The following is a 24,719-nucleotide window of genomic DNA, read 5'->3' as shown; positions in this document are numbered from 1 at the left end:
CGAAGCGCCGACACGCTCTACGTTCCTCCCCACCACTCCGCGCAGGCTGAGCGCTTCGCTGCCCCAGCTCGGCTTCGATCAGCCAGCGCAGATCCCGCACCCGCGGCACGAACCCCATGCGCGTTGTCGCGACGGCTACGGCTCAGTTCTCGCCCGACGCCGGCAGGGGCGCGGTGCCCACCGGCATCATGCCGGTGGCGGCGGGGCGACGGGGTTCGGCCGTCAGCATCGGGCGCGGCGCCGGGGCCGGGCCGCGCGGTAGTTCGGACGAGGCGACCGACAGCGCCTGTCTTTCGCACGCCAGCTGCGCGGCCTGGCGCGCGTGCACGCCCTTGGCGCCGCTCACCTGGCGCTTGCAGTCGCGTTGCACCACGCGCTCGCCCTCCAGGCGGCGAGCCAGGCAGGTGCGCATGAGCGACTGGCGGTCGCCCGCCTGCGCGGCCACTTCGCGCTGGCACAGCACGAAGCGCGGCGGCAGGGGTTCGGCCACGGTGGCCACCGATGGGCCGGCGCTGCCAGGCTGCGCGGCCTGCGCCCAGCTGGCGCCGCCGCTGGTGCACAGCGCGGCGCTGAGCACCCAGTGGCTCAACGTTCGGGGCGGGGAAGGTAGTGGGTACTGCTGCATGCTCGTTTTCTTCTGCGGGGCGACACCGGCGGTGCGCTGGGCGGCGCCTCCCTGGCGGCCGGATAGCCCATTGTCGCTACCGAAACCCACCGCAGGATGACGCCCGACCCGCCCGCCCGCTTGGCCTATAGTGGCTGACCCTCGTTGGAACCCGTACCGCCATGTCCGCCGTCATCGAAGTGCCGCCCCAGGCGCGCACAGAAGCACTATCAAAAGAAGAGCTGCTAGCGCAGGTCACACAAGCGCTGCAGGCCGTTTTACCCCCAGAGTCGCTGATCACCAACGCCGAGCGCACCACCCCTTACGAGTGCGACGGCCTCACCGCCTACCGCCAGCGCCCGCTGGCCGTGGCCCTGCCTTCCAGTTACCAACAGATTCAATCGGTGTTGCAAACCTGCCACCGCCTAGGCGTGCCGGTGGTGGCGCGCGGCGCGGGCACCGGCCTGTCGGGCGGGGCCATGCCGCATGAGCGCGGCGTGACGCTGTCGCTGGCCAAGTTCAACCAGATCCTGAAGATCGACCCGCTGGCGCGCACCGCCACCGTGCAGTGCGGCGTGCGCAACCTGGCCATCAGCGAAGCCGCTGCCGCGCACGGCCTGTACTACGCGCCCGACCCCAGCAGCCAGATCGCCTGCACCATCGGCGGCAACGTGGCCGAAAACTCTGGCGGCGTGCACTGCCTGAAATACGGCCTGACGGTGCACAACCTGCTGAAAGTGAAAGGCTTCACCGTGGAAGGCGAGCCCATCGAATTCGGCAGCGAAGCGCTGGACGCGCCGGGCTACGACCTGATGGCGCTGATCACCGGCAGCGAAGGCATGCTGGCCGTCACCACCGAAGTCACCGTGCGCCTTTGCCCCAAGCCGCGCCTGGCGCGCTGCATCATGGCCAGCTTCAGCGACGTGCGCCACGCGGGCGACGCGGTGGCCGCCGTCATCGCCGCGGGCATCATCCCCGCCGGGCTGGAGATGATGGACAAGCCCATGACGGCCGCGGTCGAAGACTTCGTGCAGGCCGGCTACGACCTGGATGCCGCCGCCATCCTGCTGTGCGAAAGCGACGGCACGCCCGAAGAGGTGGCAGAAGAGATTGAGCGCATGACGCAGGTGCTGACTGCAGCGGGCGCTACCAAAATTGCAGTAAGCGAGTCTGAAGCCGAGCGCCTGCGCTTCTGGAGCGGGCGCAAGAACGCCTTCCCCGCCAGCGGCCGCATCAGCCCCGACTACATGTGCATGGATTCGACCATCCCGCGCAAGCGCCTGGCCGACATCCTGCTGGCCATCCAGGCGATGGAGCAAAAGTACGGCCTGCGCTGCTGCAACGTGTTCCACGCGGGCGACGGCAACCTGCACCCGCTGATCCTGTTCGACGCCAACGACCCGGATGAGCTGCACCGCTGCGAACAATTCGGCGCCGACATCCTGGAAACCAGCGTGGCGATGGGCGGCACGGTGACGGGCGAGCACGGCGTGGGCGTGGAAAAGCTCAACAGCATGTGCGTGCAGTTCAGCGCCGAAGAAAACGAGCAGATGTTCGCCGTCAAACGCGCGTTCGACCCGCAGGAACTGCTGAACCCCGGCAAAGTGATTCCCACGCTGCAGCGCTGCGCGGAATACGGCCGCATGCTGGTGCGCGGCGGCGCGCTGCCGCACGCGGAGTTGGAGCGGTTTTAAGCGGCGTCCTCCGACCGACTGCACCAGTCGAAAACCAGGGGGCCCATCAGTGAACCCAGCCTATGACCGACCTGCTGCCCGAACGCATCGAAACAGACCGGCTGCTTCTGCGTCGGCCTGAACGGCCGGACGCGGATGCGATCTTTGGCGCGTACTGCCAAGATCCGGAAGTCTGCCGCTACATGGTGTGGACCCCTCACGCACGGCTGGCGGATACGCAGCAGTTCGTCGAGGGGTGCATCAAGGCATGGACTGGCGCCGACGTCTGGCCCTACATGCTGGTGCGGCGCACAGACGATCTGGTGATGGGCATGATTGAGGCCCGATGCGCTGGGCACCGATTGAACATCGGCTACGTGCTGGCGAAGGCGCACTGGGGGCGCGGCTACGTACCCGAGGCGGTACGGGCGGTCACAGAGCTGGCGCTGGCACAGCCTGGGCTCTTTCGCGTAGAGGCCACCTGCGATGTGGACAACCTCGCCTCCGCGCGCGTGCTTGAGAAATGCGGCTTCGCCCGTGAAGGCAGGTTGGCTCGCTACACCGTGCACCCCAATCTGTCGCCCGATCCGCGCGACGGCTGGCTTTACGCTAAGACCCGCTGAGCACCAGGCGCGCGGCAGCGCCCGACCGATCGGCTCGGCGTCCGATGCCAAATAGACAAACTTGATAGCAGCTTGCGCACGCCCATCCTGCGCTGGACCGCGATTCGATTGACAAGAAAAAGACTGAGCAGCAAGCGCAGCACAACCGGCGGTCGATGGCCTGCGACCTCTGCTGCGCTCATGCTCACTAGGCGGAAGCGGCGCAGTGCGGCGTCTCGGCGTCGCCGCCCGACGCACCGCGCCCAGCCGCCGCACTCCACCCCACCAGCAGCAAACCCAGCCCCGTCAGCCCAGCGGCGGCCCAGCCGATGTTCAGCAGGCCCACGTGGGCCAGCACCCAGCCGCCCACCCACGCGCCGATGGCGTTGCCCAGGTTGAAGGCGGCAATGTTCAGGCTGGACGCCAGGTTGGCGCCCGCGCTGCCGGCCTGTTGCAGCACGCGCATCTGCATGGGCGCCACGGTGGCGAAGGCCACGGTGCCCAGCACCACCACGTAGGCCATGGCGGTGGCCTGGCTGCCAAAGGCCCAGTGCGCGACCAGCAGGGTGATCAGCAGCGCCCCGATGCTGAGGCCCAGCGCGCGCATCACGCCGCGATCGGCCAGGCGCCCGCCCAGCAGGTTGCCGGCGGCCAGCCCCGCGCCGAACAGCAGCAGCGTGAGGGCCACGCGCCCTTCGGGCATGTGGGTGACCTGGCGCAGCAGCGGTTCGATGTAGGTGTACAGCGCGAACAGGCCCGCAAAGCCGAACACCGTAATGCCCAGGCCAAGCCACACCTGGCCGCGGCCCAGCATGGCCAGCTCTTGCCGCACGTCGCCCACCTCCGGGCGGCCACGGTCGGCGGGCACGAAGGCGGCCAGGATGGCCAGCGCCACCACGCCGACCAGCGCCACGGCCACGAAGGACGCGCGCCAGCCCCAGTGCTGGCCCACCCACGCACCGGCGGGCACGCCCAGCAGCGTGGCCAGCGTCAAGCCGGAAAACATCAGCGCGATGGCCGATGCGCGCTTTTCGGCGGGCACCAGCCCGGTGGCCACCACGGCGCCCACGCCGAAGAAGGTGCCGTGGGTGAGCGAGGTCAGCACCCGCGCGGCCATCAGCCAGCCATAGCTGGGCGCCAGCGCGGCGGCGGCGTTGCCGGCAATGAAGATCAGCATCAACGCCATCAGCAGGCGCTTGCGCGGCCAATGCCGCGTGGCCAGGGTGAGCAGCGGCGCGCCCACCGCCACGCCAATGGCGTAGCCCGAAATCAGCGTGCCGGCCAGCGGGATGCTGATGCGCAAGTCTTCGCTGACCTGCGTGAGCAGGCCCATGATGACGAATTCGGTGGTGCCGATGCCAAAGGCGCCGGCGGCCAGGGCGAGCAGGGATAAGGGCATGGTGTGCAGGGCGCGCCCGCTTGCTGCGGCGCGCCAATGGTTCAACACCCTGAACTGTGGCGGCTGGCGCGGTGTTTGTGTAGATGGAACAATGGCACAGCATTTGTGCCACGCTGGCACAAGTCCAACCCGCCCTGCTTCACCCCGCCCCCGCCCTGACCCCGCCACCCCGCCGATGACCGACGCCGTTCAACCCGCACCACAAGCCGCCACCGGGGCAGACGCCCCGCTGCGCGCCGAGCGCTGGGCCGACCTGCAGGCGCTGGTGGCGGTGGCCGAGCGCGGCAGCCTGTCGGCGGCGGCGCGGCAGCTGAAGGTGTCGCCCTCGGCCGTCAGCAAGCTGATGACACGGCTGGAGGCGCGCCTGGGCGTGCAGCTGCTGCGCCGCAGTACGCGCAGCGTGCAGCTGACGCCCGAAGGCGCCCAGCTGTACGAGCGCGGCAAGCGCCTGCTGGCCGATCTGGACGAGCTGGAACGCACCGTGGCCACCGCCGCCACGCCGCGCGGCGCGGTGCGCATCACCGCCAGCACGTCCACCGGCCGCGTGCTGCTGCTGCCGCTGGTGCCCGCGCTGCTGGCGCAGTACCCGCAACTGCAGCTGGACTTGAGCTTCACCGACGAGGTGGTGGACCTGGCCGACAGCGGCATGGACATCGCCGTGCGCTGGGGCGAGCTGCCCGCGTCCGACATGGTGGCGCGGCGCCTGGGCAGCACGCGCCAGGCCATCGTCGCCGCGCCCGCGTACCTGGCCGCGCGCGGCACGCCGCGCCACCCGGCCGAGCTGGGCCGGCACACGCGCCTGGGCTGGAACTACCGCCGCGCCCGCCCGGCGTGGCCTTTTGACGTGGACGGGCGCCGCCTGCAGGTGCACGCTGGCGAGGTGCTGCGCGTGAACGACGGCGACGTGATGCGCCAGCTAGCGCTGGACGGCGCGGGCCTGGCGCGCCTGTCGGTCTACCACGCGTGGGACGACCTGGCCGCGGGCCGGCTGGTGGCGGTGCTGGAGCCGTTCAACACCGGCGAGCTGGAGCCGATCCACGCCATGTACCTGGGCCGCCCCGACCGGCTGCCCGCGCGCACCCGCGCGGTGCTGGACTTTCTGCAGGCGCACGTCGACCTGACGCACGCCGAAGCCCGGTTGCCTGAGGCTTGGCAGCGGGCCGGGGCGCCCTGAGGGGGCATCTGAGGGACATCTGAGGGGCTCGCGCATCGCGCCCGCAGGCCAAGGCGCCAGCACGGCATGACCGGCGCGGCCCTTCGCCCGGCAGATGGCCGCATCACCGAGCCGTGGCCAATCTTGCTTTGACCGTGCTGGTGCGGGCCGGATGAGCCGCCTTGCCCCGGCAACCACCACGCCCTGCCCCGCATCTTTAGTGGTGTTCTTGACCTCTGGCGCACGCCCCACCAGCGCTGGCAGCTATCAATTTCGCAGTAGACGTCAGCACCTTGCGGCGCCATCGCCACAGCGCTGGCCCGCCGCCGGCAGCGCGGCCCGCGCCGCACGGCCGCGCCAGCACGGCGCCCCACCGCACCCCGCTCCAGCGCTCGGCAGCAGGCCCCGCCGTCCACTTGGGTGAAACACTCGGTCTTTACACACCCGCTACCATCGCGCTCGGCCGGCGGCCGGCGCCCAAAACGGCGCGCTGCGCTGTCCGCCGCGAAAGGTTTTCACGATGAGTATTCAACCCCTGATTGGCTTTGCCTGGCTGCTGGTGCTGCAGCTGGTGGGCGAAGTGCTGGCCCGCGTGCTGCACCTGCCATTTCCCGGCCCGGTGATCGGCATGGTGCTGCTGACGCTGGCGCTGCAATCGGATTTCATTCGCGTGCCCGTGGTCGACATGGCGCGCTTTCTGCTGAGCCATTTGTCGCTGCTGTTCGTGCCCGTGGGCGTGGGCGTCATCACCCACCTGGACGTACTGCAGCACTACGGGCTGAAGCTGGCGATGGTGATCGTGCTGTCCACCTGGTTTGGCCTGATCGTCAGCGCGCTCACCCTGCGGGTGCTGATGCGCCACGCGCCGCCGTCGGAGGACGACCCGGAGCCGCCCGGCGAATTCACCGAAACCAGCGTCGCCGCCGCCGAAGGCCAACCCACCCAGGAGCCCGGCCATGCCTGATTTCGTGCAACTGTGGGTTTACCTGTCGTCGGCGCCGCTGGTCGGGCTGACCTCCACCCTGGTCGTCTACCTGCTGGCGCTGGCGTTCTATCAGCGCGTGGGCCAGGCGCCCTGGGCCAACCCGGTGCTGTGGTCCATCGTGGGGCTGGGCGCGGTGCTGCTGATCAGCGGCGTGCCCTACCCCAGCTACTTTGCGGGCGCGCAATTCATCCACTTCCTGCTGGGCCCGGCGGTGGTGGCGCTGGGCGTGCCGCTGTGGGAGCGGCGCACCACGCTGGCCAGCTCCTGGGGGCGGTTTCTGGTGGCCGGGCTGATCGGCGGCACGGCCGCGGCCGCTTCGGCGGTGCTGCTGGGCTGGGCCGTGGGTTTGCCGGGCGACCTGCTGCGTTCGCTGGCGCCCAAATCGGTCACGGCGCCTGTCGCCATGGGCGTGGCCCAGTCGATTGGCGGCGTGCCGGCGCTGGCGGCGGTGTTCGCGGTGCTGACCGGCCTGGTCGGCGCGCTGAGCGGCCGCGCGCTGTTTCGCCTGATGGGCATGAGCGAGTCGCGCCTGGACTGGATGGCGCGCGGCTTTGCCATGGGCACCTCAGCCCACGGGCTGGGCGCGGCGCGCGCGTTGCAGGTCAACGCCGACGCGGGCGCCTACGCCGGGCTGGCGCTGGGCCTGCAGGTGCTGCTGGGCTCGCTCATCATTCCGCTGGTGGCGCACTGGTTCTTCTGACGGCGCGCCGCATGGGCCGCCGCCGCGCTGCCTTCGCGCTGGACCGGTGATGATCAAAAACGCACGCTGGCGCCCATCCAGCCTGCGCTGGAAGCTACTCTTTATATAGCAACCCAGCTCAGCGCATCTGGAACAGCTCTTGGTGCCAGCGGCCCTGCGGCAGGCCGTGGGCGACCATGTCGCGCTGCAAAGCCTGGCCGAACCCGGCGGGGCCGCAGAACCACACGCTGGCCGCGCGCCATTCGGGCACGGCCGCGCGCAGGCGGTCGCCGGTCAGCCGGCCGTCGCGCGCGTCGACCAGCACGTGCAGGTCGATACCGGCGGCGCGGGCGTCGTCCGCCAGCAGCGCCAGCGCCTGCGGGTCTTCTTCGCGCGTGGTGTGAAACAGGGTGACGGGCACGCGCGGCGTGCCGGGCGCAGCGGGCGCGGCGGGCGTGGCCTGGGCCAGCTGGTGCATGCGGGCGATGAAGGGCGTGATGCCGATGCCGCCGCCCACCCAGATCTGCCGCGCCGCGCTGTCGTCGAAGGTGAAGCAGCCGTAGGGCCCCTCCACCTGCACGGGCAGGCCGGGGCGCAAGGTCTGGTGCAGCGCGCGGGTGTGGTCGCCCAGCGCCTTGGTGACAAAGCGGATCTGCCGGTCGGCCGCGTTCCAGGCCGAGGCGATGGTGTAGGGGTGGGCGCCTTCGCGCGGGTCGCTGGTGACGAAGGCGAACTGCCCAGCGGCGTGCCCCGGCCAGCCGGGCGCCAGGCTCAGCGTGGTGCGGGTGGCGCGCAGGGGCTCGAAATAACGCACGTCGGCCACCTCACCGGCCACGGTGCGCGAGCGGCCCACGCGCCCGCTGAGCACCCACGCGCCGGCCACGGTGCCCGCCAGCATCAGCCCCGCCGTCAGCCAGCCCACGGGCTGCGTCCAGTAGTCCCACTTCAGCAGCACGGCGGCGTGGAACACCAGCACCAGGTAGGGCACGACCATCCAGCGGTGCGTTTTCGCAAACCAGCGGTAGGGAATGCGCTTGAGCAGCGCCACGGCGATGAAGGCCACGGCGGCGTAGAAGGCCCATTCGCCCACGTCCTCCGCCAGGTGGCGCTGCCCGTCGAACCAGGCGCGCAGCGGGTCGGTGATGGGCTCGCGCGGGCCGCGCGCCGGGCGCGTCAGCCAGCCCCAGCCCACCATCCACTTGGTGCCCTGGGCCAGCCACCAGTGCGCCACCGCCGCGACCAGCGCGGTGATGCCCAGCCATTTGTGCAGGCGGTACATCTTGTCCAGCCCGTTAAGCAGTTTGTCGGCCCAGCGCGGGCGCACCGCCAGCACCATGGCAAAACTCATCGCGGCCATCGCCAGCACGCCGGTGAGCTGGATGGCCGCGCTGCGGAACGCGAAATACTCAAACGGCCGGGGCCACAGGGCGTCGGCCAGAAACCAGCTGCCGGCAGCCAGCAGCAACAAGGCCCCAAGGGCACGGTAGATGTTCTTCATTGCAAGGTCCAATCGCCCACACAGGGCGTAGGGTCATTGTCGTACCCGCGACTGAACGCCACCTGAACGCCGCGTCTGCGCCTGGTCAAGCCGGGCGTGCCACGCGCGCAGGCACAATCCCGGGGTGTCTTTGCTCACCGCTCAGGAGGATTTGGTCATGGTGGAACGCGCGATGTGCGACGTGCTGGTGATTGGTGGCGGCCCCGCCGGTTCGACCATTGCCACGCAGCTGGTGCGGCAGGGGCGCAGCGTGGTGATGCTGGAGAAAGACCACCACCCGCGCTTTCACATTGGCGAATCGCTGCTGCCGGGCAACGTGGCGCTGTTCGACAAGCTGGGCGTGCGCGAGCAGATCGACCGCATCGGCATGCCCAAGTTCGGCATCGAATTTGTGCCGCAAGAAGGCCCCGAGCGCAGCTACGTCGACTTTGCCGAGGGCTGGGATCCGTCCAAGGGCCAGGCCTGGCAGGTGCGCCGCTCGGACATGGACGAGATCCTGTTTCGCCACGCTGGCCAGCAGGGCGCGCTGACGCTGGAAGGCGCGCAGGTGCGCCAGGTCACGTTTGACAAAGACGGCGCCGACGTCATCGCGCAGATGGAAGACGGCAGCCAGCGCCAGTGGCGCGCGCGCTTCGTGGTGGACGCCAGTGGCCGCGACACGCTGCTGGCCAACCAGTTCAAGACCAAGCACAAGAACGACCGCCACAACAGCACGGCGCTGTTCGGCCACTTCCGCCACGCACGGCGCCTGCCGGGCAAGCGCGAGGGCAACATCAGCATCTGCTGGTTTGAGCACGGCTGGTTCTGGTTCATCCCGCTGGCCGACGGCACCACCAGCGTGGGCGCGGTGTGCTGGGCGTACTACCTGAAGGCGCGCGACAAGCCGCTCAAAGACTACTTTTTCGACACGCTCAAGCTCTGCCCCGAGCTGCATGACCGCCTGAAAGACGCCGAACTGGTGGACGACAAGGTGCACGCCACGGGCAACTTCTCTTACAGCAGCGACCGCGCCACGGGCGAACGCTATCTGATGATCGGCGACGCCTACACCTTCATCGACCCGATGTTTTCATCCGGCGTGTTTTTGGCGATGCAGGCGGGCTTTGACGGCGCCGAGCTGGTGGCCACCGCGCTGGACCGCCCGGCCGATTACCCGGCCGCGCGCACCGCGTTTGAAGAGCGCATGCGCGTGGGCCCGCGCGACTATTCGTGGTTCATCTACCGGTCGACCAACCCGACGATCCGCGACATGTTCATGCACCCCAAGAACATCTTCAAGGTCAAGCAGGGGCTGATGTCGCTGCTGGCCGCCGACATCCACCACGGCCCGGCGTACCGCCAGTCGCTGCGCATGTTCAAGGTGGTGTATTACTTCGTCAGCCTGACGCACCCGGTGCGCAGCTGGCGCGGCTGGCGCCGCCGCCGCGTGAACATTGCCGACCACGGCAAGCTGCGCGGCGAGACGATTCAGACTTGAAGCCGGGGCGGCCAGCACCGCCGATTGCTTCGTATTTGATAGCTGCCAGCGCTGTATGCACCGGCGCTGGCAGCTGTTTTTAATTGAGAAGCGGAAGGCGCGAGAGCGGCAGCGCGTGGCACGCCGCGCCGGGCGTGCCCATCCCACCCACACCAACTTACGCCAGCTCGCCCTTGACCCACTCCGCAAACGCCACCGACACGGTGTGCGTGGGCACGGCCACCACGGCGGGCAGCTCGTAGGGGTGGGCGTCCAGCAGCGCGGCTTCCAGCGCGGCGTAGTGCGCCTCGGTGGTTTTGAAGACCACGCGCCATTCGGGCGTGGCCTGCAGCGCGCCCTGCCAGCGGTACACGCTGCTTTCAATGCGCTCGATCTGCGCGCAGGCGGCCAGGCGCTGCTCGACCAGCAGCTGCGCCAGCCGGTCGGCGTCGGCGCGTTCGGCCACGGTGGTGCTGACCAGCAGGATATCGGTCAAATCAGCCTCCAGCGCGCGGCCATCAAGCGTGGGCAGCTACTTTTTCAGTAGCGTTAATGCCAATCTTGTCCAGCGCGGCCTGCAGCTGGGCCACGCTGCGGTCCACGTTGGCCCACTTGTCCAGCCCGAACAGGCCGACGCGGAAGGTGCGGAAATCGGCCGGCTCGTCGCACATCAGCGGCACGCCAGCAGCCGCCTGAATGCCCACGGCCAGGAATTTTTTGGCGTTCTGCACGTCCGGGTCGGTCGTGTAGCTGACGACGACGCCCGGCGCCTTGAAGCCCTCGGCCGCCACGCTGGGCAGGCCGCGGCTTTCAAACAGCGCGCGCACCTTTTGGCCCAGCGCGATCTGCTGCTGGCGCACCGCCTCAAAGCCGCGCGCCTTGGTTTCGGCCATGTTGTGGCGCAAGTCGAGCAGGGCCATGGTGGGCATGGTGGCGTGGTAGGCGTGGCTGCCGGTTTCGTACGCCTGCATGATCTGGTGCCACTTCTTCAAGTCGGCGGCAAAGCTGGTGCTGGTGGTACCTTCCATCGCCTGCAGCGCGCGCGCCGACAGGCAAATCATGGCGCAGGCGGGCGAGCTGCTCCAGCCCTTTTGCGGCGCGCTGATCAGCACGTCTACGCCCACGGCCCGCATGTCGACCCACATGGCGCCCGAGGCAATGCAGTCCAGCACGAACAGGCCGCCGGCGGCGTGCGTGGCGTCGGCCACCTGCTTGAGGTAATCGTCCGGCAGGATCATGCCGCTGGCCGTTTCCACGTGCGGGGCAAACACCACGGCGGGCTTCACGCGGGCGATGGTGGCCACCACCTCGTCGATGGGCGCGGGCACCCAAGGCGCCTGCGCGCCGTCGCCGGTGCGGCGGGCTTTCAGCACGGTGATGTGGTCGGGCGCGGTGATCTTGCCCATCTCCAGGATCTGGCTCCAGCGGTAGCTGAAAAAGCCGTTGCGCAGGATGAGCACGGGCTGATCGGTGGCGAACTGGCGCGCCACCGCTTCCATGCCAAAGGTGCCGCTGCCGGGCACCAGGGCCACCGCGTCGGCGTGGTAGACCTCTTTGAGCAGCGCGTTGATGTCGTTCATCACGCCCTGGAACTTCTTGGACATGTGGTTCAGCGCGCGGTCGGTGTAGACGACCGAGAATTCAAGCAGGCCATCGGGATCGATGTCGGGCAAAAGTCCGGGCATGGGGGTCTCCTGTAAGCGATGATCGGCGCCTCACGCCGACCTGAAACAATTCACTGTACACGCAAGCGACGCTGCCCGCGCACCATGGACATTCCCTCACTGGCCCTGGCCTTTGGCAAGAGCTTTCTGCTCGCCCTGGCGGCGGTGCTGCCGATTCTGAACCCGCCCGCATCGGCCCCCATCTTCGTCAACCTGACGCGCGGGCTGGACCGCTCTACCCGCATCGCGCTGGCCCAGCGCATTGGCCGCAATGCCGCGCTGATGCTGATGGGCGCCATGCTGGTGGGCACCTACGTGCTCGACTTTTTCGGCGTGTCGCTGCCCATCGTGCGCGTGGCCGGCGGCCTGATCGTGGCCGTCACCGCCTGGAAGATGCTCTACGCGCAGCAGGTGCACAACGAAGACAAGGCGCAGATGGCCGAATCGCTGACGCAGGACAACGTGCGCATCCAGGCCTTCTACCCCATGACCTTCCCGCTGACCTGCGGGCCGGGCTCCATCTCGGCGGCCATCACTGTGGGCGCGGCGCTGCACAGCAAGCACTGGGCCGCATCGGCCGCCAACTTTGCGGGCGGCCTGGCCGCCATGGTGGCGGTTGGCGTGCTGATCATGCTCACCTTCCGCTACGCCGGGCGCATCCTGCGGCCGCTGGGCGAAGTGGGTTTGGTCGTGTTTCTGCGCCTCACCGCCTTCATCCTGCTGTGCGTGGGCGTGCAGATTCTGTGGGACGGGGCGCGCGAGCTGATCAGGGGGCTGTAGACGCGACGGGCGGCGAACGCCAGAGGCCGCAGACGGCCACCGACACCCTGGCGCCCGCTTGCGCCTGACCGCCGAAGCAGGCGCAGGCGCAGGCGAAACTAAACCGGCATGGCCGCGTATTCGGCGATGCGCTGCTTGTAGTTATCGGGCGTATGGCTCCAACGATCAGGGTCGTTGTATTCAAAATCTGCACCCACTTCGCCGTTGCGAGAGATTCGGATCATGCACTTGAGCCAGCCTCGACCGTTCGGGTTCTCCGCCCTCATAACCGCATGCAGTTGCTTTAATGACTTCAGATTCGATGCAGCCGGCGACACCATCAGGCATTTTCCTTGAATGTCATAAGAATAGCCGCCCAAACTGACACCCCCATTCCCCACTTCGCCTATTAGCACGAGTTTCTGCCAACCCTCTTGCTCGACGACATAGGCGTCTTGCAGCATGTCTTTGCATAGCTGTACCAACGCCTTGTCTTTCGTCATACGTGCCGATCCGAGTAGATTTACACCGGCATGGCCGCGTACTCGGCGATGCGCTGTTGGTAATTATCAGGCGTATGACTCCAGCGATCAGGGTCGTTGTACTCAAAATCCGCACCCACTTCACCGTTGCGTGAGATACGGATCATGCATTTGAGCCAGCCTCGACCGCTGGGGTTTTCGGCCTTCATGGTGTCGTGCAGAGACTTCAGCTTATCGAGATTGCGAGGTGCCGGCGCCACCAGCAAGCACTTGCCATCCAAGTCGTAAGAGTAGCCATGCATACCTCTGTCGCCATCGTTGACCTCATCGATCAGGACAAGCTTTTGCCAACCTTGCTGTTCCACGATTTCTGGATCGTCCAAGAGCGTCTTGCACAAATCAATCAAGGCTTCGTCTTTGGTCATTCAATATCCCGAGTTCGGAGCCTCACACCGGCATGGCTGCGTATTCGGCAATGCGTTCTTTATAGTTGTCGGTGGTGTGCTCCCAGCGTTTGGCGTCGTTGTACTCGAAGTCGGCACCAATTTCACCATTGCGTGAGATGCGAATCATGCATTTGAGCCAGCCGCGACCATTCGGATTGTCCGCTTTCATGACGGCGTAAAGCGCTTGAACCGGGTCGGTACTGAAGTCGATCGATGGCGCCGTCAGCTTCCCTGAGCCGCTCAGGTCATAGGAATAGCCGAATACGCTGGTAGAGTCATCATCGACCTCGCAAATCAAAACCAGCTTTTGCCAGCCATTCTGAGATGTCAACTTAGAATCTCGTAGAAACGCCTTGCACAGATCAATCAGTGCTTCATCTTTAGTCATTGAAAACTCCCATCAAAAATACTTGCGATCGAAAGTTTGTGCGGTCTTGTTGCTAAACTCCTTGAATACTTCGCGCGCAACATTTCCGTCTGAGTCCATGAGCCGATAACTCACCTTAACCTTATCTGGTCTAGTTGAGTTACCCACCAACTGAATATCGACCTCAACAGACCCGCCCTTCTTGGTGATCCAGTCCGCCCATTCATTCTCCACCTTCTTGAACGCACTGTTATTGAAGTTGGCGTTCTGCGGGAACATGTTCTTGATGCCTTGGTCACCCGCGAAACGGTGGCCGATCAGGTGGCCGCCGACATCATCTGCACCGCCGCGCGCGCCGGCCTTGGCTTGGTCTTTGATCTCATCAGACAAGCGCTTGGCGCCTGAGAACACCTCGTTCAGCGTGGCCTTGGCGCCAATGGTGTCACCGGCGGCGTTTTGCGTCCAGGTGATGTGGTTCTTGCCCACGGTGCTGCTGACCTGGTTGACGCCCACGCGGGCAAAGTCGTCCAGCTTGGTTTTAAGCGGCTCGACGGCGTTGCGCAGGCCGTCGGGCAGTTTGTCCAGCGGTACGGCGCCGATGGCGCCGCGCAGCTTTTCCATGGCCGGGCCGATGGCCTTGGCCACTTCTGGGCTGGCCTTGGCGGCCTCCACGGCCTTGGCCAGCGTTTGGGCATAGCGGCCCAGCTTGCCGAGCTTGGCGGCGTCGCCCACGTACGGAACGATGCTGATGGCGCTGATGCCCGCGCCGACGAAGTCGCCCCGGAACAGCGAGATCAGGCCGCTGGCGCCGTCGGAGATGGGTGTGGGGTCAAAGATGCCTGCAATGTCCAGGCCCATCTGGGTGATGTCCAGCGCCAGGTCGGCCGGATCGACCTTGCTGGCGGCGCCCGCGTCGTCGGCGGCGCGGGCGGGGGTGGATGGCGTGGGTGTCTGTCGGGTGACGTGGTTGGCAACGGCGTTCATGCGGCGCACTCCGGGTCAAGAGGAAGTGCGGCTATTGCACCCGTTCATGCTGCGCTGCGCCATTCGGCACGTTACCAGCTGGGAGTGTTACCAGCTAGGGTAGCTACCAGGGTGCGCGGTACAAGCTGCCGCTCTGGCCGTCGCTCATTTGCTTTTACTTCGATAGCCGGCAGCGCTCAACCCATAAGGGCTGACGCAGTGTTTGGCTCAGAGCTCCGCGGAGCGCTCAGCTGGCGGCGCAGGGGGCATAGCGTTCTCTTCGCACCCACCGCCAAATCAACCCAACACCATTAAACTCGCATTCCCGCCCGCTGCCGCGGTGTTGACGCTCACCGAATGCTCCACCAGCAGCCGCTCCAGCGGCACGGTGGTGCTGCCGGGGGCCATCACCGTCAGGCCGACGATGGGGCCGGGGCGTTGGGCCAGGGTGTGTTGCACGGCCAGGGCTTCTTCGGGCTCGCCGTGCAGCAGCACGGCGTCAAATTCAGCCTCGGGCGCGCGCCAGTCGGGTGTCAGGGCGATGTGGGCGAGCAGGTCCACCGGCAGTTGCGCCCAGCCGGCGGCGGTGGCGGCGTCGGCGGGCCAGACGGCGGTGGCGCCCACGGCGCGGACGGCGGCCAGTTGGGTGATGCGGTCGGGCCACTGGCTGGCCAGGCACAACACGCGGCGGCGCGGGGCCAGGGCGTAGCTGTTGCGTTCGCCCGTGGGGCCGTCCAGCGCATGGGGCGGTGCGCCCAGCGGGGTGACGGCGCCGGGCAGCGCGGCTTGCAGGTGGCCGGCGGTGTCGGCGCAGTCGGCCAGGCCTTTGTCTTGCAATTGTTTTTGTAGCTGCTCGCGCCCGTCTGGCGGGCGCTGGGCGGTGTTTTTATCTTCAACCGGGGTGTGGCCGAAGGCGGCGACGGCGCGCTGCGCGGCGTCGACCGGCTGGCGCGCCAGCAGGCGCAGCAGGTACAGCGGGCCGCCGGCCTTGGGGCCGGTGCCGGACAGGCCTTCGCCGCCAAAAGGCTGCACGCCGACCACGGCCCCGACCATGTTGCGGTTGACGTACAGGTTGCCCGCCTGCACGCGCCCGGCCACGCGGGCAATGGTTTCGTCGATGCGGGTATGCACGCCCGCCGTCAGGCCGTAGCCGGTGGCGTTGATGGCGTCGATCAGCGCGTCCAGCCCCGCACGGGGGTAGCGCAGCACGTGCAGCACGGGGCCGAAGACTTCGCGCTGCAGCTGGTGCAGGTGGTCAATCTCGATCAGCGTGGGCGCGATGAAGGTGCCATGTTCTGTGGCCGCCGCGTCCACGGGCGGCTGGTGCACGGCGTGGCCGCTGGCGCGCAGGGTATCGATGTGGCGCTGGATGCCCGCCTGCGCTTCGGCGTCGATCACGGGGCCGATGTCGGTGGCCAGGGCACGCGGGTCGGCCACGCGGGCTTCGGCCATGGCGCCTTGGAGCATGGCGATGGTGCGGTCGGCCACGTCGTCCTGCAGGCACAGCACGCGCAGGGCCGAGCAGCGCTGCCCGGCCGAATCAAACGCCGAGGCCATCACGTCTTGCACCACCTGCTCGGCCAGGGCCGAGCTGTCGACGATCATGGCGTTTTGCCCGCCGGTTTCGGCGATCAGCGGCACGGGTTGGCCGCCGGGGTTCAGGCGCCGGGCCAGCTGGCGCTGCAGCAGGCGCGCCACTTCGGTGGAGCCGGTGAACATCACCCCGCGCACGCGCGCATCGCCCACCAGCGCGGCGCCCACGCGGGCACCGTCGCCGGGCAGCAGTTGCAGCGCGGCGCGCGGCACGCCCGCATCCAGCAGCGTGCGCACGGCGGCGTGGGCGATCAGCGGGGTTTGCTCGGCCGGCTTGGCCAGCACCACGTTGCCCGCGGCCAGCGCCGCGGCGACCTGGCCGGTGAAGATGGCCAGCGGAAAGTTCCACGGGCTGATGCACACCACCGGGCCCAGCGGGGCGTGAGTGGCGTTGTCCAGCTGGGTGGCGGCCTGGTGCGCGTAGAAGCGCAAAAAGTCGATGGCTTCGCGCACTTCGGCGATGGCGTTGGGCCAGCTTTTGCCGGCCTCGCGCACCAGCAGGCCCATCAGCTGCGGCATATCGGCCTGCAGCGCGTCGGCGGCGCGGTTCAGGGCGGCGGCGCGCTCAGCCGGGGGGGCGGCGGCCCAGGCGGCGGCGTGCGCCTGGGCGGCGGCCAGGGCGTGGGCGATGTCGGCATCCGACGCGTCGGCCACGTGGCCCACCACGTCGCGCTGATCGGCCGGGTTGCGCACGGGCGCGGCGGGCAGGGGCGCGGCCGCGTCGTGCATCAAAGGGGCAGCCAGCGCTGGCTGCACCTGCGCCGGCAGCAATGCTTTTGATAGCAAATGCAGTGCATCTTCATCACTCAAATCCATACCCGCCGAGTTCAGCCGCGCGGCGCCGTACAGCGCGGCGGGCAGCGGTATGCGCGGGTGCGGCGCGCCGGGGGGCGCGCCTTCGCGCTGGGCGGTGTGGGCCACGGTTTGCACCGGGTCTTCGATGAGCGTGTCGATGGGCACCTGCGCGTCGGCGATGCGGTTGACGAACGAGGTGTTGGCGCCGTTTTCCAGCAGGCGGCGCACCAGGTAGGCCAGCAGCGTTTCGTGCGTGCCCACGGGGGCGTAGATGCGGCACGGGCGGCCCAGGCCGCCTTGGGCCACCGGGCGCACTACCTGCTCATACAGCGGCTCGCCCATGCCGTGCAGGCACTGGAATTCGTACTGTGGGGGCGCGTCGTCGGGGCCGGCCACTTCTTCGGCCATTTTCGCGATGGCCGCGACGGTGTGCGCGTTGTGCGTGGCGAACTGCGGGTAGATGGCGTCGGGCGCGGCCAGCAGCGCGCGGGCGCAGGCCAGGTAGCTGACGTCGGTGTGCGGCTTGCGCGTGTACACGGGGTAGTCGGCCTGGCCGTCCACCTGCGCGCGCTTGATCTCGCTGTCCCAGTACGCGCCCTTGACCAGCCGCACCATCAGGCGGTGGCCGCTGCGGCGGCCCAGCTCGACCAGCCAGTCGATCACGCGCGGGCAGCGCTTCTGGTACGCCTGGATGACAAAGCCAATGCCGTCCCAGCCCGCCAGCTCGGGCGCGAAGCACAGCTTTTCCAGCAGGTCCAGCGACAGCTCCAGCCGGTCGGCCTCTTCGGCGTCGATGTTCAGGCCGATGTCGTGCCCGCGCGCGCGCACCGCCAGCGCCAGCACGCGCGGGTACAGCTCGGCCATCACGCGGGCGCGCTGCGCGCGGCTGTAGCGCGGGTGCAGCGCCGACAGCTTGATGGAAATGCCCGGCCCGCCGACCACGCCGCGCCCGGCGCTGGCCGCGCCAATGGCGTCGATGGCCTGCTCGTAGCTGGCCAGGTAGCGCGCCGCATCATGGGCCGTCAGCGCGGCTTCGCCGAGCATGTCGTAGCTGTAGCGAAAGCCCTGCGCCTCGTGCGGGCGGGCGTTCTTCAGCGCCTGGCCAATCGTTTCGCCGGTGACGAACTGCTCGCCCATCATGCGCATGGCCATGTCCACCGCCTTGCGGATCAGCGGCTCGCCGCGCTGGCCGATCAGCCGCGTCAGCGACTGGCCGAGTGTGCGTTCGCTGTGCGTGGCCACCAGCTTGCCGGTGATCAGCAAGCCCCAGGCCGCCGCGTTGACGAACAGCGAAGGGCTTTGCCCCAGGTGCGCCTGCCACTGCCCGCCGCTGATCTTGTCGCGGATCAGTGCGTCGCGCGTGGCGGCGTCGGGAATGCGCAGCAGCGCCTCGGCCAGGCACATCAGCGCCACGCCTTCGTGCGACGACAGCGAAAACTCCTGCAGCAGCCCCTGCACCAGCCCGGCGCGCCCCACGGCCCGCTTGCGCTGGCGCAGTGCCTGCGCCAGCTGAAAGGCCAGCGCATGCGCGCCCTCGGCCTGCGCCGGCCCCAGTTGCGCGCGCGCCAGCAGGGGCGCCAGCGCCTCGGCCTCGGGCAGGCGCGTGGCGGCGGTGATCGCGGCGCGCAGCGGGGTTTGCGGGCGCACGTCGGCGCGCAGGGCGGCGAAGGGGTCGCCCGCCGCAGAGGCGGCGGCGTGGCTAAGACCGGCAGGCGAAGTGGCGGTGGCGGGCATGGCGGCGGCGGTAAAAGAAGGGTCTGAGGGGTGTGAAGAAGCAGGCAACGGAGGGCGGCTGCGCAGGCCGCACGACGCGCCTTGCGCCACCCGCAATCCCACCATTGTTCTGGCGAATTGACTGAGTTATTCGCTGTATTGACGGCATTGCACCGACTAATATTCAGCCATGCAGCCCACCGACACCCCGCTTGACCGCATCGACCTGCGCATCCTGGACGCGCTGCAGCGCGACGGCCGCCTGTCCAACCTGAAGCTGGCCGAGCAGGTCGCCCTGTCGCCCACCGCCGTGCTGGCGCGCGTGCAGCGGCTGACCAAGGCCGGCTACATCGAAGGCTACGCCGCGCGGCTCAACCCCGAAAAGCTGGGGCGCGGGCTGGTGGTGTTTGTCGAAGTGCTGCTGGACCGCACCACGCCGCACGTGTTCGACGCCTTCAAGGCCGCCGTGCAGGTGCACGAAGACATTCTGGAATGCCACATGGTGGCGGGTGGCTTTGACTATCTGGTGAAGACCCGCGTGGCCGACATGGCCGCCTACCGCACCTTTGCGGGCCAAGTGCTGTGGCAGCTGCCCGGCGTGCGCGAGACGCGCACCTATGCGGTGATGGAGGAGGTGAAATCGACCACGGTGCTGCCGCTGGGGCCCGTTCGCGGTGCGTGACAGCGGCGGTGGCTGCGGCGCCTGCACAAGCGATTCACTTGATACAAAATTGGCTGCCAGCGCAGTTGCCACCAGCGCTGGCAGCTATGTTATTTATAGTGCAGCATGAGAATCATCGTCATCGGCACCAGCGGATCGGGCAAGTCCACCTTGGCTGCTGAGCTGGCGCGCGTGCTGCACTTGCCGCGCACCGAGCTGGACGCGCTGTACTGGGGCCCCGGCTGAGCGCCCAACCCTACCGAACAATTCCTGGCCGACGTGCAAGCCGCCGCTGCGGGCGAGCGCTGGGTGATGGACGGCAACTACAGCGCCGCGCGCGAGCTGATCTGGCCGCGCGCCACGCACATCGTGTGGCTGAACTACAGCCGCCCGCGCGTGTTCGCTCAGGTGCTGCAGCGCACGTTGCAGCGCGGCTGGAGCCGCGCGCCCTTGTGGGCGGGCAACCGCGAATCCCTGCGCACGGCGTTTTTCTCGAAAGACAGCATCCTGCTGTGGTCGCTGACCACCTTCACCAAGAACCGGCGGCGCTATGCGGATCTGCGCGCCAGCGGTGCCTATGCGCAGGCGCAGTGGGTGGAGCTGCGCACGCCGCGGCAGGCGCGCGCCTGGGTGGCCGACCTGGCCCGCCGGGGCTGAAAGCGCGGCGCGCGGCGACTGGCCGGGCCAAAGCGTTTCGTGCGCGGCGCACGGGCCGTGGCGTCTCGCACGCAGCACACGCGCCTTGGCTGCGGCGCTACCGTGCGGTGACCCGCGCGCGCAGATTCGGGTCGTCCGCGCGCACGGCCTCCACCACGCCGCGGCGGTTGAAGACAACGTGGAATTCCTCGCCACGGCTGCGCCAATACTTCCACACGCGGCTGTCCAGGCTAGGCGTTTCGCTGGCGATGGGGTAGCCCTGCGACATGATGACCTGCTCGCGCGTCATGCCCAGGCGCACGCGGCTGGCGCGCACGGCCTGTTGCACGGCGGGCGGGGCGCTGCGCAGGCGGCGCTGCGGGTTGGTGGGCACGACGTAGCGGTGCGCGAAGGCGCCCATGTCCACCTCGCGGCTGTAGTCGTTGCCAAGGTCCTGCTTTTCGCCGTTCATCAGCGTGTGCACGCGGTAGCGGCCATAGCCGGTGATTTCCACCGGCGTGCCGGCTGGAAGCACGCGCTGCGCGCTTTCGTAGTTGATGTCGCTGATCCAGCCGCCGTCGGTGCGCATGTTGCAGCACAGCCAGCCGTTGAAGTTGGATTGCGCCGGTGCGGCGGTGCACGCCAGCAGCAGCGCCCCGGCCAGCGCCCACGGGCGCACGGCGGCGCGTTCACGAAGCATTTTCATCGTTACCCCCCTCGGTTCAGGTGCCACACAAGCGGCCCATTCTGAAGGGGTTTCGCGGGGTTTTGAAGACCGACATGAAGTGGGGGACTATGGCCGTGTTGAGCGCAACAGCGGAAGATCGGGCACACAAGGAGATGAAATGACAAGCAAAGAAGCGCTGGAACGCTGGCCCTGTGAAGTGCTGGCGGAATGGCTCACTGCCACCACAGGCGATGCCTGCACGTTCGTGCGCAGCTCGGATGCGCCGGACGTGATTTACGAGTTTCGAGGCCGAACCCTGTCAATGGAGGTCACGATGGCGTTTGCCGACCAAGAACACCACGCCAAATTCGTCTTCAAAGGCATGGGGCCTTGGGATGGCGAGGCGCCGGATGAGCGCCTGGCCCAAGACATCCTGCGGTGCGTAGCCAAAAAGTCGATCAACCAGTACGGCGAGAACGTCCTGTTGGTCGTGCGGGTGCCACCGTCGGTCACCGCATTCGAAGAGCTGTGCACCGCCTTGGCAGAACTAGCTGTTCCTCAAGACACCCCTTTCGCTGGCATCTATGTAGTGGGCAACTTCCCGATGACCAGTCGAAGCGAGGGCGGGATTCGCGTGCTGCCCCTGCTCGCACTGGCAGGAACCGTCAGCGCCTAGCCGCGCCGCCGCATCAAGGTGCTTTTGCCGAACAGGCTTTCCACCAAATCCACCGCCAGTTCGGCCGTGCGGTTGTGGGTGTCGTAGGCGGGGTTGATTTCGACGATGTCCAGCGACGCCATTCGGCCCGTGTCGGCCACCATTTCCATGCACAGCTGCGCTTCTCGGTAGGTGGGGCCGCCGCGGATGGTGGTGGCCACGCCGGGGGCGATGTCGGGGTCGAGAAAGTCCACGTCTAGGCTGACGTGCAGGTGCGTGCCCGGCGCCATGTCGGCCAGCGCGCGTTCCATGGTGGCGCGCATGCCGTGCTCGTCGATGTAGCGCATGTCGAAGACGTCGATACCGGCCTGGTGCACCAGCTGCTTTTCGCCCTCGTCCACGCTGCGGATGCCGATCTGGCGCAGGTCGCGCGGGCTGAGTGCCGGGTGCGCGGCGGAGAAGCCGCCCAGGCCCACGAGTTCGGGCGGGCCGTCGCCGCACAGGCTGGCCACGGGCATGCCGTGCAGGTTGCCGCTGGGGGTGAGCGCGGCGGTGTTGAAGTCGGCATGCGCGTCGAACCACAGCACGCGCAGGGGCACGCCCCGGTCGGCGCAATGGCGCGCCACGGCGCTGATGCTGCCCATGGCCAGGCAGTGGTCGCCGCCCATCATCACCGGCACGCAGCCTGCGTGCAGCTGGGCCAACACGGCGTGGTGCACGGCACGGTTCCATTCAATGACTTCGCCCAGGTGGCGAAAGCCGTTGACGGGCGGCTGCCAAGGGTTGGGCGGGCCGGCCAGGTTGCCGATGTCGTGCACAACCAGGCCCAGCGCGGCCAGCGCCTCGGCAATGCCGGCCACGCGCAGCGCCTCGGGGCCCATGCTGGCGCCACGCGCGCCGGCGCCGACGTCGGTGGGGGCGCCGATCAGCGCAATGGGATGGGCGGATGAAGGGGTTGCGACTGCGTCTGTCATATGACAAATCCGTGAATAGGAAGTCTTCCCGATGGGAACGCCACTGCTATGCAAGCCGCAGCGCGATCCCTACAGTTTGCCGTGTTCCTGGCTGCGCCGCGCGCGGCCTGCTCGCGGCGCAACGGCGCTGCACCTGCCCCTTCAGGAGTACCGCCCATGTCCGGCCCCATTCAGACCAACCCCTCGCCGCCGCGCAGTCCCGCGCCCACGCTGACACCCGACCGCGCGACCGGCGCAGGTCCACGCGGCGCGCCGCAAGCCGGTGGTGATCAGTTGACCATTCCGTCTGCCACACCCGGCTATGAGCAGCAGTACACGGTGCGCAGCGGCGACACGCTGAGCGCGATAGCCGAGCGCCACCACCTCAAGCTGAGCGAGCTGCTGGCGGCGAATCCGCAGTTCGATCCGAACAGCGTGGGCAACGGCATCGACTTCCAGCGCGGCGCGCCCGGCACGTGGGACGCCGACGCGATCTTCGCGGGCGACCAGATCCAGCTGCCACCGTCCGCGCAGCCTCCCGCACCAGCACCAGCACCAGCACCAGCACCAGCACCAGCACCAGCACCAGCACCAGCACCAGCACCAGCACCGACGCCAGTGCCTGCGCCCAGCCCGGCACCGGCCCCCACACCCGCGCCGCCGACTGCCCCTGCGCCACAACCGACGCCGACACCCCAGCCCGGCCCATCGCCCACGCCCCGGCCCACGCCCCGGCCCACGGCGCCCACAGTGCCACCGACCGTGCCGCCGCAAGGGCCGCCCGTTTTCCCGGTGCCGCCCCCAGCCGGGCCGCAGCCGCCGGTGCAAGGCCCCAAGCCGCCAGCACCCGACCGGGCGCGGGTGGACCAGGCCGTGTCCGACATCCGCGAGCGGATGCGCGGCAGCTTCTTCAACCCCGTGGGCGCGGACGACGTCAAGGCCGTGCAAGACACCATCGGCGGCCTGCCCCGGCTTGACGCCAGCGCGACGGTGAAGGCGCTCTCGGACGACGAACTGCGCAACCTGGCCAGCGAAGTCAACGACGGCAGCTGGATTGGCGGCGGGCTGAACAAGGACGATAAAACGGCCTTCTTCGACACCATGGCCAAGCAACTGGACGCCACGCAGCTGGCGCGGCTGACCACGGCGTTCGACACCACCCAGAAGGGCATGGGCCTGGGCAAGCTGGATTCGTCCGACGACGTGGCCGCGCTGGGCGCCGCCGTGGGCCGCCATGCGTCCATCGCCACCAAGCAGGACTACATCAAGGCGCTGAGCGCCAACGGCGCCCTGACCGACCAGGCCCGCGTGACGGGCACCTCGATGGGCACCACCATGACCCAGATGTCCGACCCGCAGGCGCGCGCGGCCGCCGAGGTGCTGGCCAGCATGGGCGGCAGCCCCACGGCGGCGGGCAAGGCGCTGGAATCGCTGACCACCGAGCAGCTCAACGCCGTGGTCAACGCCGCGGCCGACCCCAGCATGACCACCACCACGTCGCCCATGGGCGGCGGCGCGGTGTCCAGCCACTACGACACGGCCACTTTCCGCAAGCTGATGGAAGTGGCGGGCAAAACCGACAGCGCGGACCTGAAGGCGCGTGTGTTTGCCGCCGGGGCCAACGTGCTGAAAGAGGCCGAATCGGGCAACTTCTTCGCCCCCGTGCTGGCCGACACCGCCGCGATGCGCGCCGGGATGAACCAGCTGCTGATGAGCGATGTGAACGGCGTGGTGGGCGAGCTGGCGTCCAACGCCGAAACGCGCGACGGCACGGCGCTGGCAATCTACGCCAAGTCCGCGCTGAACGCCAAGGAATTCGACCAGCTGGGCGCGGTGCAGGCGCGGCTGTCACTTGGCAACGATCTGAAAAGCGACCCGATGCGGTCTTTCGCGGCCACCACCCAAGCCGCCGACGGCACCGACCGCTATCTGAACGCCGAGCGCCTGGGCTACTTTGCCGGCGCCATGAATGCGGCCACGCGCTCGATCTCCGGCGACGCGGCCAAGCAGGCCGAGCTGACCAACGCCGTCATCAAAAGCGGCCTGTCGGTCATCGACAAGGTGTCGCCGCGCCCGGTGGGCATGGGCGCGTCGGTGCTCAAGGAATGGACGGGCTTTGCCGTCAAGTACGCCTATGAGCAGGCCATCTCGCCCCAGCTGAAGTCGGAAGACAAGATGTTCTGGGCCATGCAACCCGTGACCGCGACCGAGGTGCGCCCCAACGGCGAGGTGGATCGCGAAGTGGCCAACGGCACCGCGTCCCGCTCGGCGTTTGAAGACACCTGGAACATGGTGGCGACCCGGGCCAAGCCGTGA

Annotated in this window: 23 protein-coding genes; 11 read left to right on the top strand and 12 right to left on the bottom strand. The window is 68.3% G+C overall.

Going from position 1 to position 24,719, the window contains the following annotated elements; translation table 11 throughout:
- Positions 1-142: 142 nt before the first annotated feature.
- Complete coding sequence (locus tag C6570_RS03495; RefSeq protein WP_123812201.1) at positions 143-625, bottom strand: hypothetical protein; 483 nt, start codon at positions 623-625, stop codon at positions 143-145.
- Between the two features lie 161 nt (positions 626-786).
- On the opposite strand from C6570_RS03495, the gene C6570_RS03490 reads away from it, so the two are divergent.
- Positions 787-2,298 (top strand): FAD-linked oxidase C-terminal domain-containing protein, encoded by a 1,512-nt coding sequence (locus C6570_RS03490; RefSeq protein WP_106701983.1) that lies wholly within the window; start codon positions 787-789, stop codon positions 2,296-2,298.
- Positions 2,299-2,360: 62 nt separating this feature from the next.
- Positions 2,361-2,900, top strand: a complete 540-nt coding sequence (locus tag C6570_RS03485; protein ID WP_106701982.1) for a GNAT family N-acetyltransferase — start codon at positions 2,361-2,363, stop codon at positions 2,898-2,900.
- A 187-nt stretch (positions 2,901-3,087) separates the two neighbouring features.
- On the opposite strand, the gene C6570_RS03480 is transcribed toward C6570_RS03485, so the two are convergent.
- Positions 3,088-4,278 carry an MFS transporter gene (locus tag C6570_RS03480; RefSeq protein ID WP_106701981.1) on the bottom strand — a complete coding sequence of 397 codons (1,191 nt, stop codon included), beginning with the start codon at positions 4,276-4,278 and terminating at the stop codon, positions 3,088-3,090.
- Positions 4,279-4,453: 175 nt separating this feature from the next.
- Between C6570_RS03480 and C6570_RS03475 the strand changes: the two genes are divergently transcribed.
- The 3 genes from C6570_RS03475 to C6570_RS03465 all read left to right on the top strand — a co-directional run bounded on the left by C6570_RS03475 (position 4,454) and on the right by C6570_RS03465 (position 7,116).
- Positions 4,454-5,452 (top strand): LysR family transcriptional regulator, encoded by a 999-nt coding sequence (locus C6570_RS03475; RefSeq protein ID WP_106701980.1) that lies wholly within the window; start codon positions 4,454-4,456, stop codon positions 5,450-5,452.
- Positions 5,453-5,957: 505 nt separating this feature from the next.
- Positions 5,958-6,395 carry a CidA/LrgA family protein gene (locus C6570_RS03470; RefSeq protein ID WP_106704491.1) on the top strand — a complete coding sequence of 146 codons (438 nt, stop codon included), beginning with the start codon at positions 5,958-5,960 and terminating at the stop codon, positions 6,393-6,395.
- On the top strand, positions 6,388-7,116 hold the full coding sequence (locus tag C6570_RS03465; protein WP_106701979.1) for an LrgB family protein: 729 nt from the start codon (positions 6,388-6,390) through the stop codon (positions 7,114-7,116). The genes C6570_RS03470 and C6570_RS03465 overlap by 8 nt, the downstream gene beginning before the upstream one ends.
- 118 nt (positions 7,117-7,234) lie before the next feature.
- Here C6570_RS03465 and C6570_RS03460 read toward each other — a convergent pair whose 3' ends face one another.
- Positions 7,235-8,593 (bottom strand): ferredoxin reductase family protein, encoded by a 1,359-nt coding sequence (locus C6570_RS03460; protein WP_106701978.1) that lies wholly within the window; start codon positions 8,591-8,593, stop codon positions 7,235-7,237.
- Positions 8,594-8,750: 157 nt separating this feature from the next.
- Here C6570_RS03460 and C6570_RS03455 point away from each other — a divergent pair, with 157 nt between their 5' ends.
- Positions 8,751-10,070: an NAD(P)/FAD-dependent oxidoreductase gene (locus tag C6570_RS03455; protein WP_106701977.1), complete on the top strand. Its 1,320-nt coding sequence runs from the start codon at positions 8,751-8,753 to the stop codon at positions 10,068-10,070.
- Positions 10,071-10,227: 157 nt separating this feature from the next.
- Here C6570_RS03455 and cutA read toward each other — a convergent pair whose 3' ends face one another.
- Both cutA and C6570_RS03445 read right to left on the bottom strand, forming a co-directional pair.
- Positions 10,228-10,545 (bottom strand): divalent-cation tolerance protein CutA, encoded by a 318-nt coding sequence (gene cutA / locus C6570_RS03450; protein ID WP_106701976.1) that lies wholly within the window; start codon positions 10,543-10,545, stop codon positions 10,228-10,230.
- 22 nt (positions 10,546-10,567) lie between these two features.
- The gene (locus C6570_RS03445; protein ID WP_106701975.1) at positions 10,568-11,734 is read right to left on the bottom strand and encodes a pyridoxal-phosphate-dependent aminotransferase family protein; all 1,167 of its coding nucleotides are present in this window, start codon (positions 11,732-11,734) and stop codon (positions 10,568-10,570) included.
- Between the two features lie 84 nt (positions 11,735-11,818).
- On the opposite strand from C6570_RS03445, the gene C6570_RS03440 reads away from it, so the two are divergent.
- Positions 11,819-12,493, top strand: a complete 675-nt coding sequence (locus C6570_RS03440; RefSeq protein WP_106701974.1) for a MarC family protein — start codon at positions 11,819-11,821, stop codon at positions 12,491-12,493.
- A gap of 98 nt (positions 12,494-12,591) precedes the next feature.
- Here C6570_RS03440 and C6570_RS03435 read toward each other — a convergent pair whose 3' ends face one another.
- The 5 genes from C6570_RS03435 to putA form a co-directional block, all read right to left on the bottom strand.
- A complete protein-coding gene (locus C6570_RS03435) occupies positions 12,592-12,975 on the bottom strand; it encodes a hypothetical protein (RefSeq protein WP_106701973.1) in 384 nt (127 codons plus the stop codon).
- A 20-nt stretch (positions 12,976-12,995) separates the two neighbouring features.
- Positions 12,996-13,379, bottom strand: coding sequence for a hypothetical protein (locus C6570_RS03430; RefSeq protein WP_106701972.1), 384 nt, complete (start codon positions 13,377-13,379; stop codon positions 12,996-12,998).
- Between the two features lie 22 nt (positions 13,380-13,401).
- Positions 13,402-13,788 carry a hypothetical protein gene (locus C6570_RS03425; RefSeq protein ID WP_123812200.1) on the bottom strand — a complete coding sequence of 129 codons (387 nt, stop codon included), beginning with the start codon at positions 13,786-13,788 and terminating at the stop codon, positions 13,402-13,404.
- 12 nt (positions 13,789-13,800) lie between these two features.
- On the bottom strand, positions 13,801-14,751 hold the full coding sequence (locus tag C6570_RS03420) for a DNA/RNA non-specific endonuclease (protein WP_106701970.1): 951 nt from the start codon (positions 14,749-14,751) through the stop codon (positions 13,801-13,803).
- A 276-nt stretch (positions 14,752-15,027) separates the two neighbouring features.
- A complete protein-coding gene (gene putA, locus C6570_RS03415; protein ID WP_245896286.1) occupies positions 15,028-18,852 on the bottom strand; it encodes a trifunctional transcriptional regulator/proline dehydrogenase/L-glutamate gamma-semialdehyde dehydrogenase in 3,825 nt (1,274 codons plus the stop codon).
- Between the two features lie 169 nt (positions 18,853-19,021).
- On the opposite strand from putA, the gene C6570_RS03410 reads away from it, so the two are divergent.
- Positions 19,022-19,513 (top strand): Lrp/AsnC ligand binding domain-containing protein, encoded by a 492-nt coding sequence (locus C6570_RS03410; protein ID WP_106701968.1) that lies wholly within the window; start codon positions 19,022-19,024, stop codon positions 19,511-19,513.
- Between the two features lie 258 nt (positions 19,514-19,771).
- Entirely contained in the window at positions 19,772-20,149 is a 378-nt protein-coding gene (locus C6570_RS03405) for a P-loop NTPase family protein (protein ID WP_245896285.1), read from the top strand.
- 97 nt (positions 20,150-20,246) lie between these two features.
- Here C6570_RS03405 and C6570_RS03400 read toward each other — a convergent pair whose 3' ends face one another.
- A complete protein-coding gene (locus C6570_RS03400) occupies positions 20,247-20,834 on the bottom strand; it encodes a hypothetical protein (protein ID WP_245896284.1) in 588 nt (195 codons plus the stop codon).
- A 139-nt stretch (positions 20,835-20,973) separates the two neighbouring features.
- On the opposite strand from C6570_RS03400, the gene C6570_RS03395 reads away from it, so the two are divergent.
- Complete coding sequence (locus C6570_RS03395; RefSeq protein WP_106701967.1) at positions 20,974-21,471, top strand: hypothetical protein; 498 nt, start codon at positions 20,974-20,976, stop codon at positions 21,469-21,471.
- Here C6570_RS03395 and rocF read toward each other — a convergent pair.
- Entirely contained in the window at positions 21,468-22,424 is a 957-nt protein-coding gene (rocF, locus tag C6570_RS03390; protein WP_106701966.1) for an arginase, read from the bottom strand. The genes C6570_RS03395 and rocF overlap by 4 nt on opposite strands.
- 156 nt (positions 22,425-22,580) lie before the next feature.
- Between rocF and C6570_RS03385 the strand changes: the two genes are divergently transcribed.
- Positions 22,581-24,719 (top strand): LysM peptidoglycan-binding domain-containing protein, encoded by a 2,139-nt coding sequence (locus tag C6570_RS03385; protein ID WP_164675480.1) that lies wholly within the window; start codon positions 22,581-22,583, stop codon positions 24,717-24,719.

This window comes from Ottowia oryzae (assembly GCF_003008535.1).
Taxonomy (GTDB): Bacteria; Pseudomonadota; Gammaproteobacteria; order Burkholderiales; family Burkholderiaceae_C; genus Ottowia; species Ottowia oryzae.
This window is presented reverse-complemented; position numbering and strand designations above follow the sequence as displayed.

Bases quoted from the DNA above. Each gene is read 5' to 3' on its own strand.
- C6570_RS03460 (WP_106701978.1), bottom strand. From the start codon at position 8,593: ATGAAGAACATCTACCGTGCCCTTGGGGCCTTGTTGCTGCTGGCTGCC.
- rocF (WP_106701966.1), bottom strand. From the start codon at position 22,424: ATGACAGACGCAGTCGCAACCCCTTCATCCGCCCATCCCATTGCGCTG.
- C6570_RS03420 (WP_106701970.1), bottom strand. From the start codon at position 14,751: ATGAACGCCGTTGCCAACCACGTCACCCGACAGACACCCACGCCATCC.
- putA (WP_245896286.1), bottom strand. From the start codon at position 18,852: ATGCCCGCCACCGCCACTTCGCCTGCCGGTCTTAGCCACGCCGCCGCC.
- C6570_RS03490 (WP_106701983.1), top strand. From the start codon at position 787: ATGTCCGCCGTCATCGAAGTGCCGCCCCAGGCGCGCACAGAAGCACTA.
- C6570_RS03455 (WP_106701977.1), top strand. From the start codon at position 8,751: ATGGTGGAACGCGCGATGTGCGACGTGCTGGTGATTGGTGGCGGCCCC.
- C6570_RS03480 (WP_106701981.1), bottom strand. From the start codon at position 4,278: ATGCCCTTATCCCTGCTCGCCCTGGCCGCCGGCGCCTTTGGCATCGGC.
- C6570_RS03495 (WP_123812201.1), bottom strand. From the start codon at position 625: ATGCAGCAGTACCCACTACCTTCCCCGCCCCGAACGTTGAGCCACTGG.
- C6570_RS03425 (WP_123812200.1), bottom strand. From the start codon at position 13,788: ATGACTAAAGATGAAGCACTGATTGATCTGTGCAAGGCGTTTCTACGA.
- C6570_RS03475 (WP_106701980.1), top strand. From the start codon at position 4,454: ATGACCGACGCCGTTCAACCCGCACCACAAGCCGCCACCGGGGCAGAC.
- C6570_RS03445 (WP_106701975.1), bottom strand. From the start codon at position 11,734: ATGCCCGGACTTTTGCCCGACATCGATCCCGATGGCCTGCTTGAATTC.
- C6570_RS03440 (WP_106701974.1), top strand. From the start codon at position 11,819: ATGGACATTCCCTCACTGGCCCTGGCCTTTGGCAAGAGCTTTCTGCTC.
- C6570_RS03430 (WP_106701972.1), bottom strand. From the start codon at position 13,379: ATGACCAAAGACGAAGCCTTGATTGATTTGTGCAAGACGCTCTTGGAC.
- C6570_RS03385 (WP_164675480.1), top strand. From the start codon at position 22,581: ATGTCCGGCCCCATTCAGACCAACCCCTCGCCGCCGCGCAGTCCCGCG.
- C6570_RS03435 (WP_106701973.1), bottom strand. From the start codon at position 12,975: ATGACGAAAGACAAGGCGTTGGTACAGCTATGCAAAGACATGCTGCAA.
- C6570_RS03400 (WP_245896284.1), bottom strand. From the start codon at position 20,834: ATGAAAATGCTTCGTGAACGCGCCGCCGTGCGCCCGTGGGCGCTGGCC.
- C6570_RS03410 (WP_106701968.1), top strand. From the start codon at position 19,022: ATGCAGCCCACCGACACCCCGCTTGACCGCATCGACCTGCGCATCCTG.
- C6570_RS03465 (WP_106701979.1), top strand. From the start codon at position 6,388: ATGCCTGATTTCGTGCAACTGTGGGTTTACCTGTCGTCGGCGCCGCTG.
- C6570_RS03485 (WP_106701982.1), top strand. From the start codon at position 2,361: ATGACCGACCTGCTGCCCGAACGCATCGAAACAGACCGGCTGCTTCTG.
- C6570_RS03395 (WP_106701967.1), top strand. From the start codon at position 20,974: ATGACAAGCAAAGAAGCGCTGGAACGCTGGCCCTGTGAAGTGCTGGCG.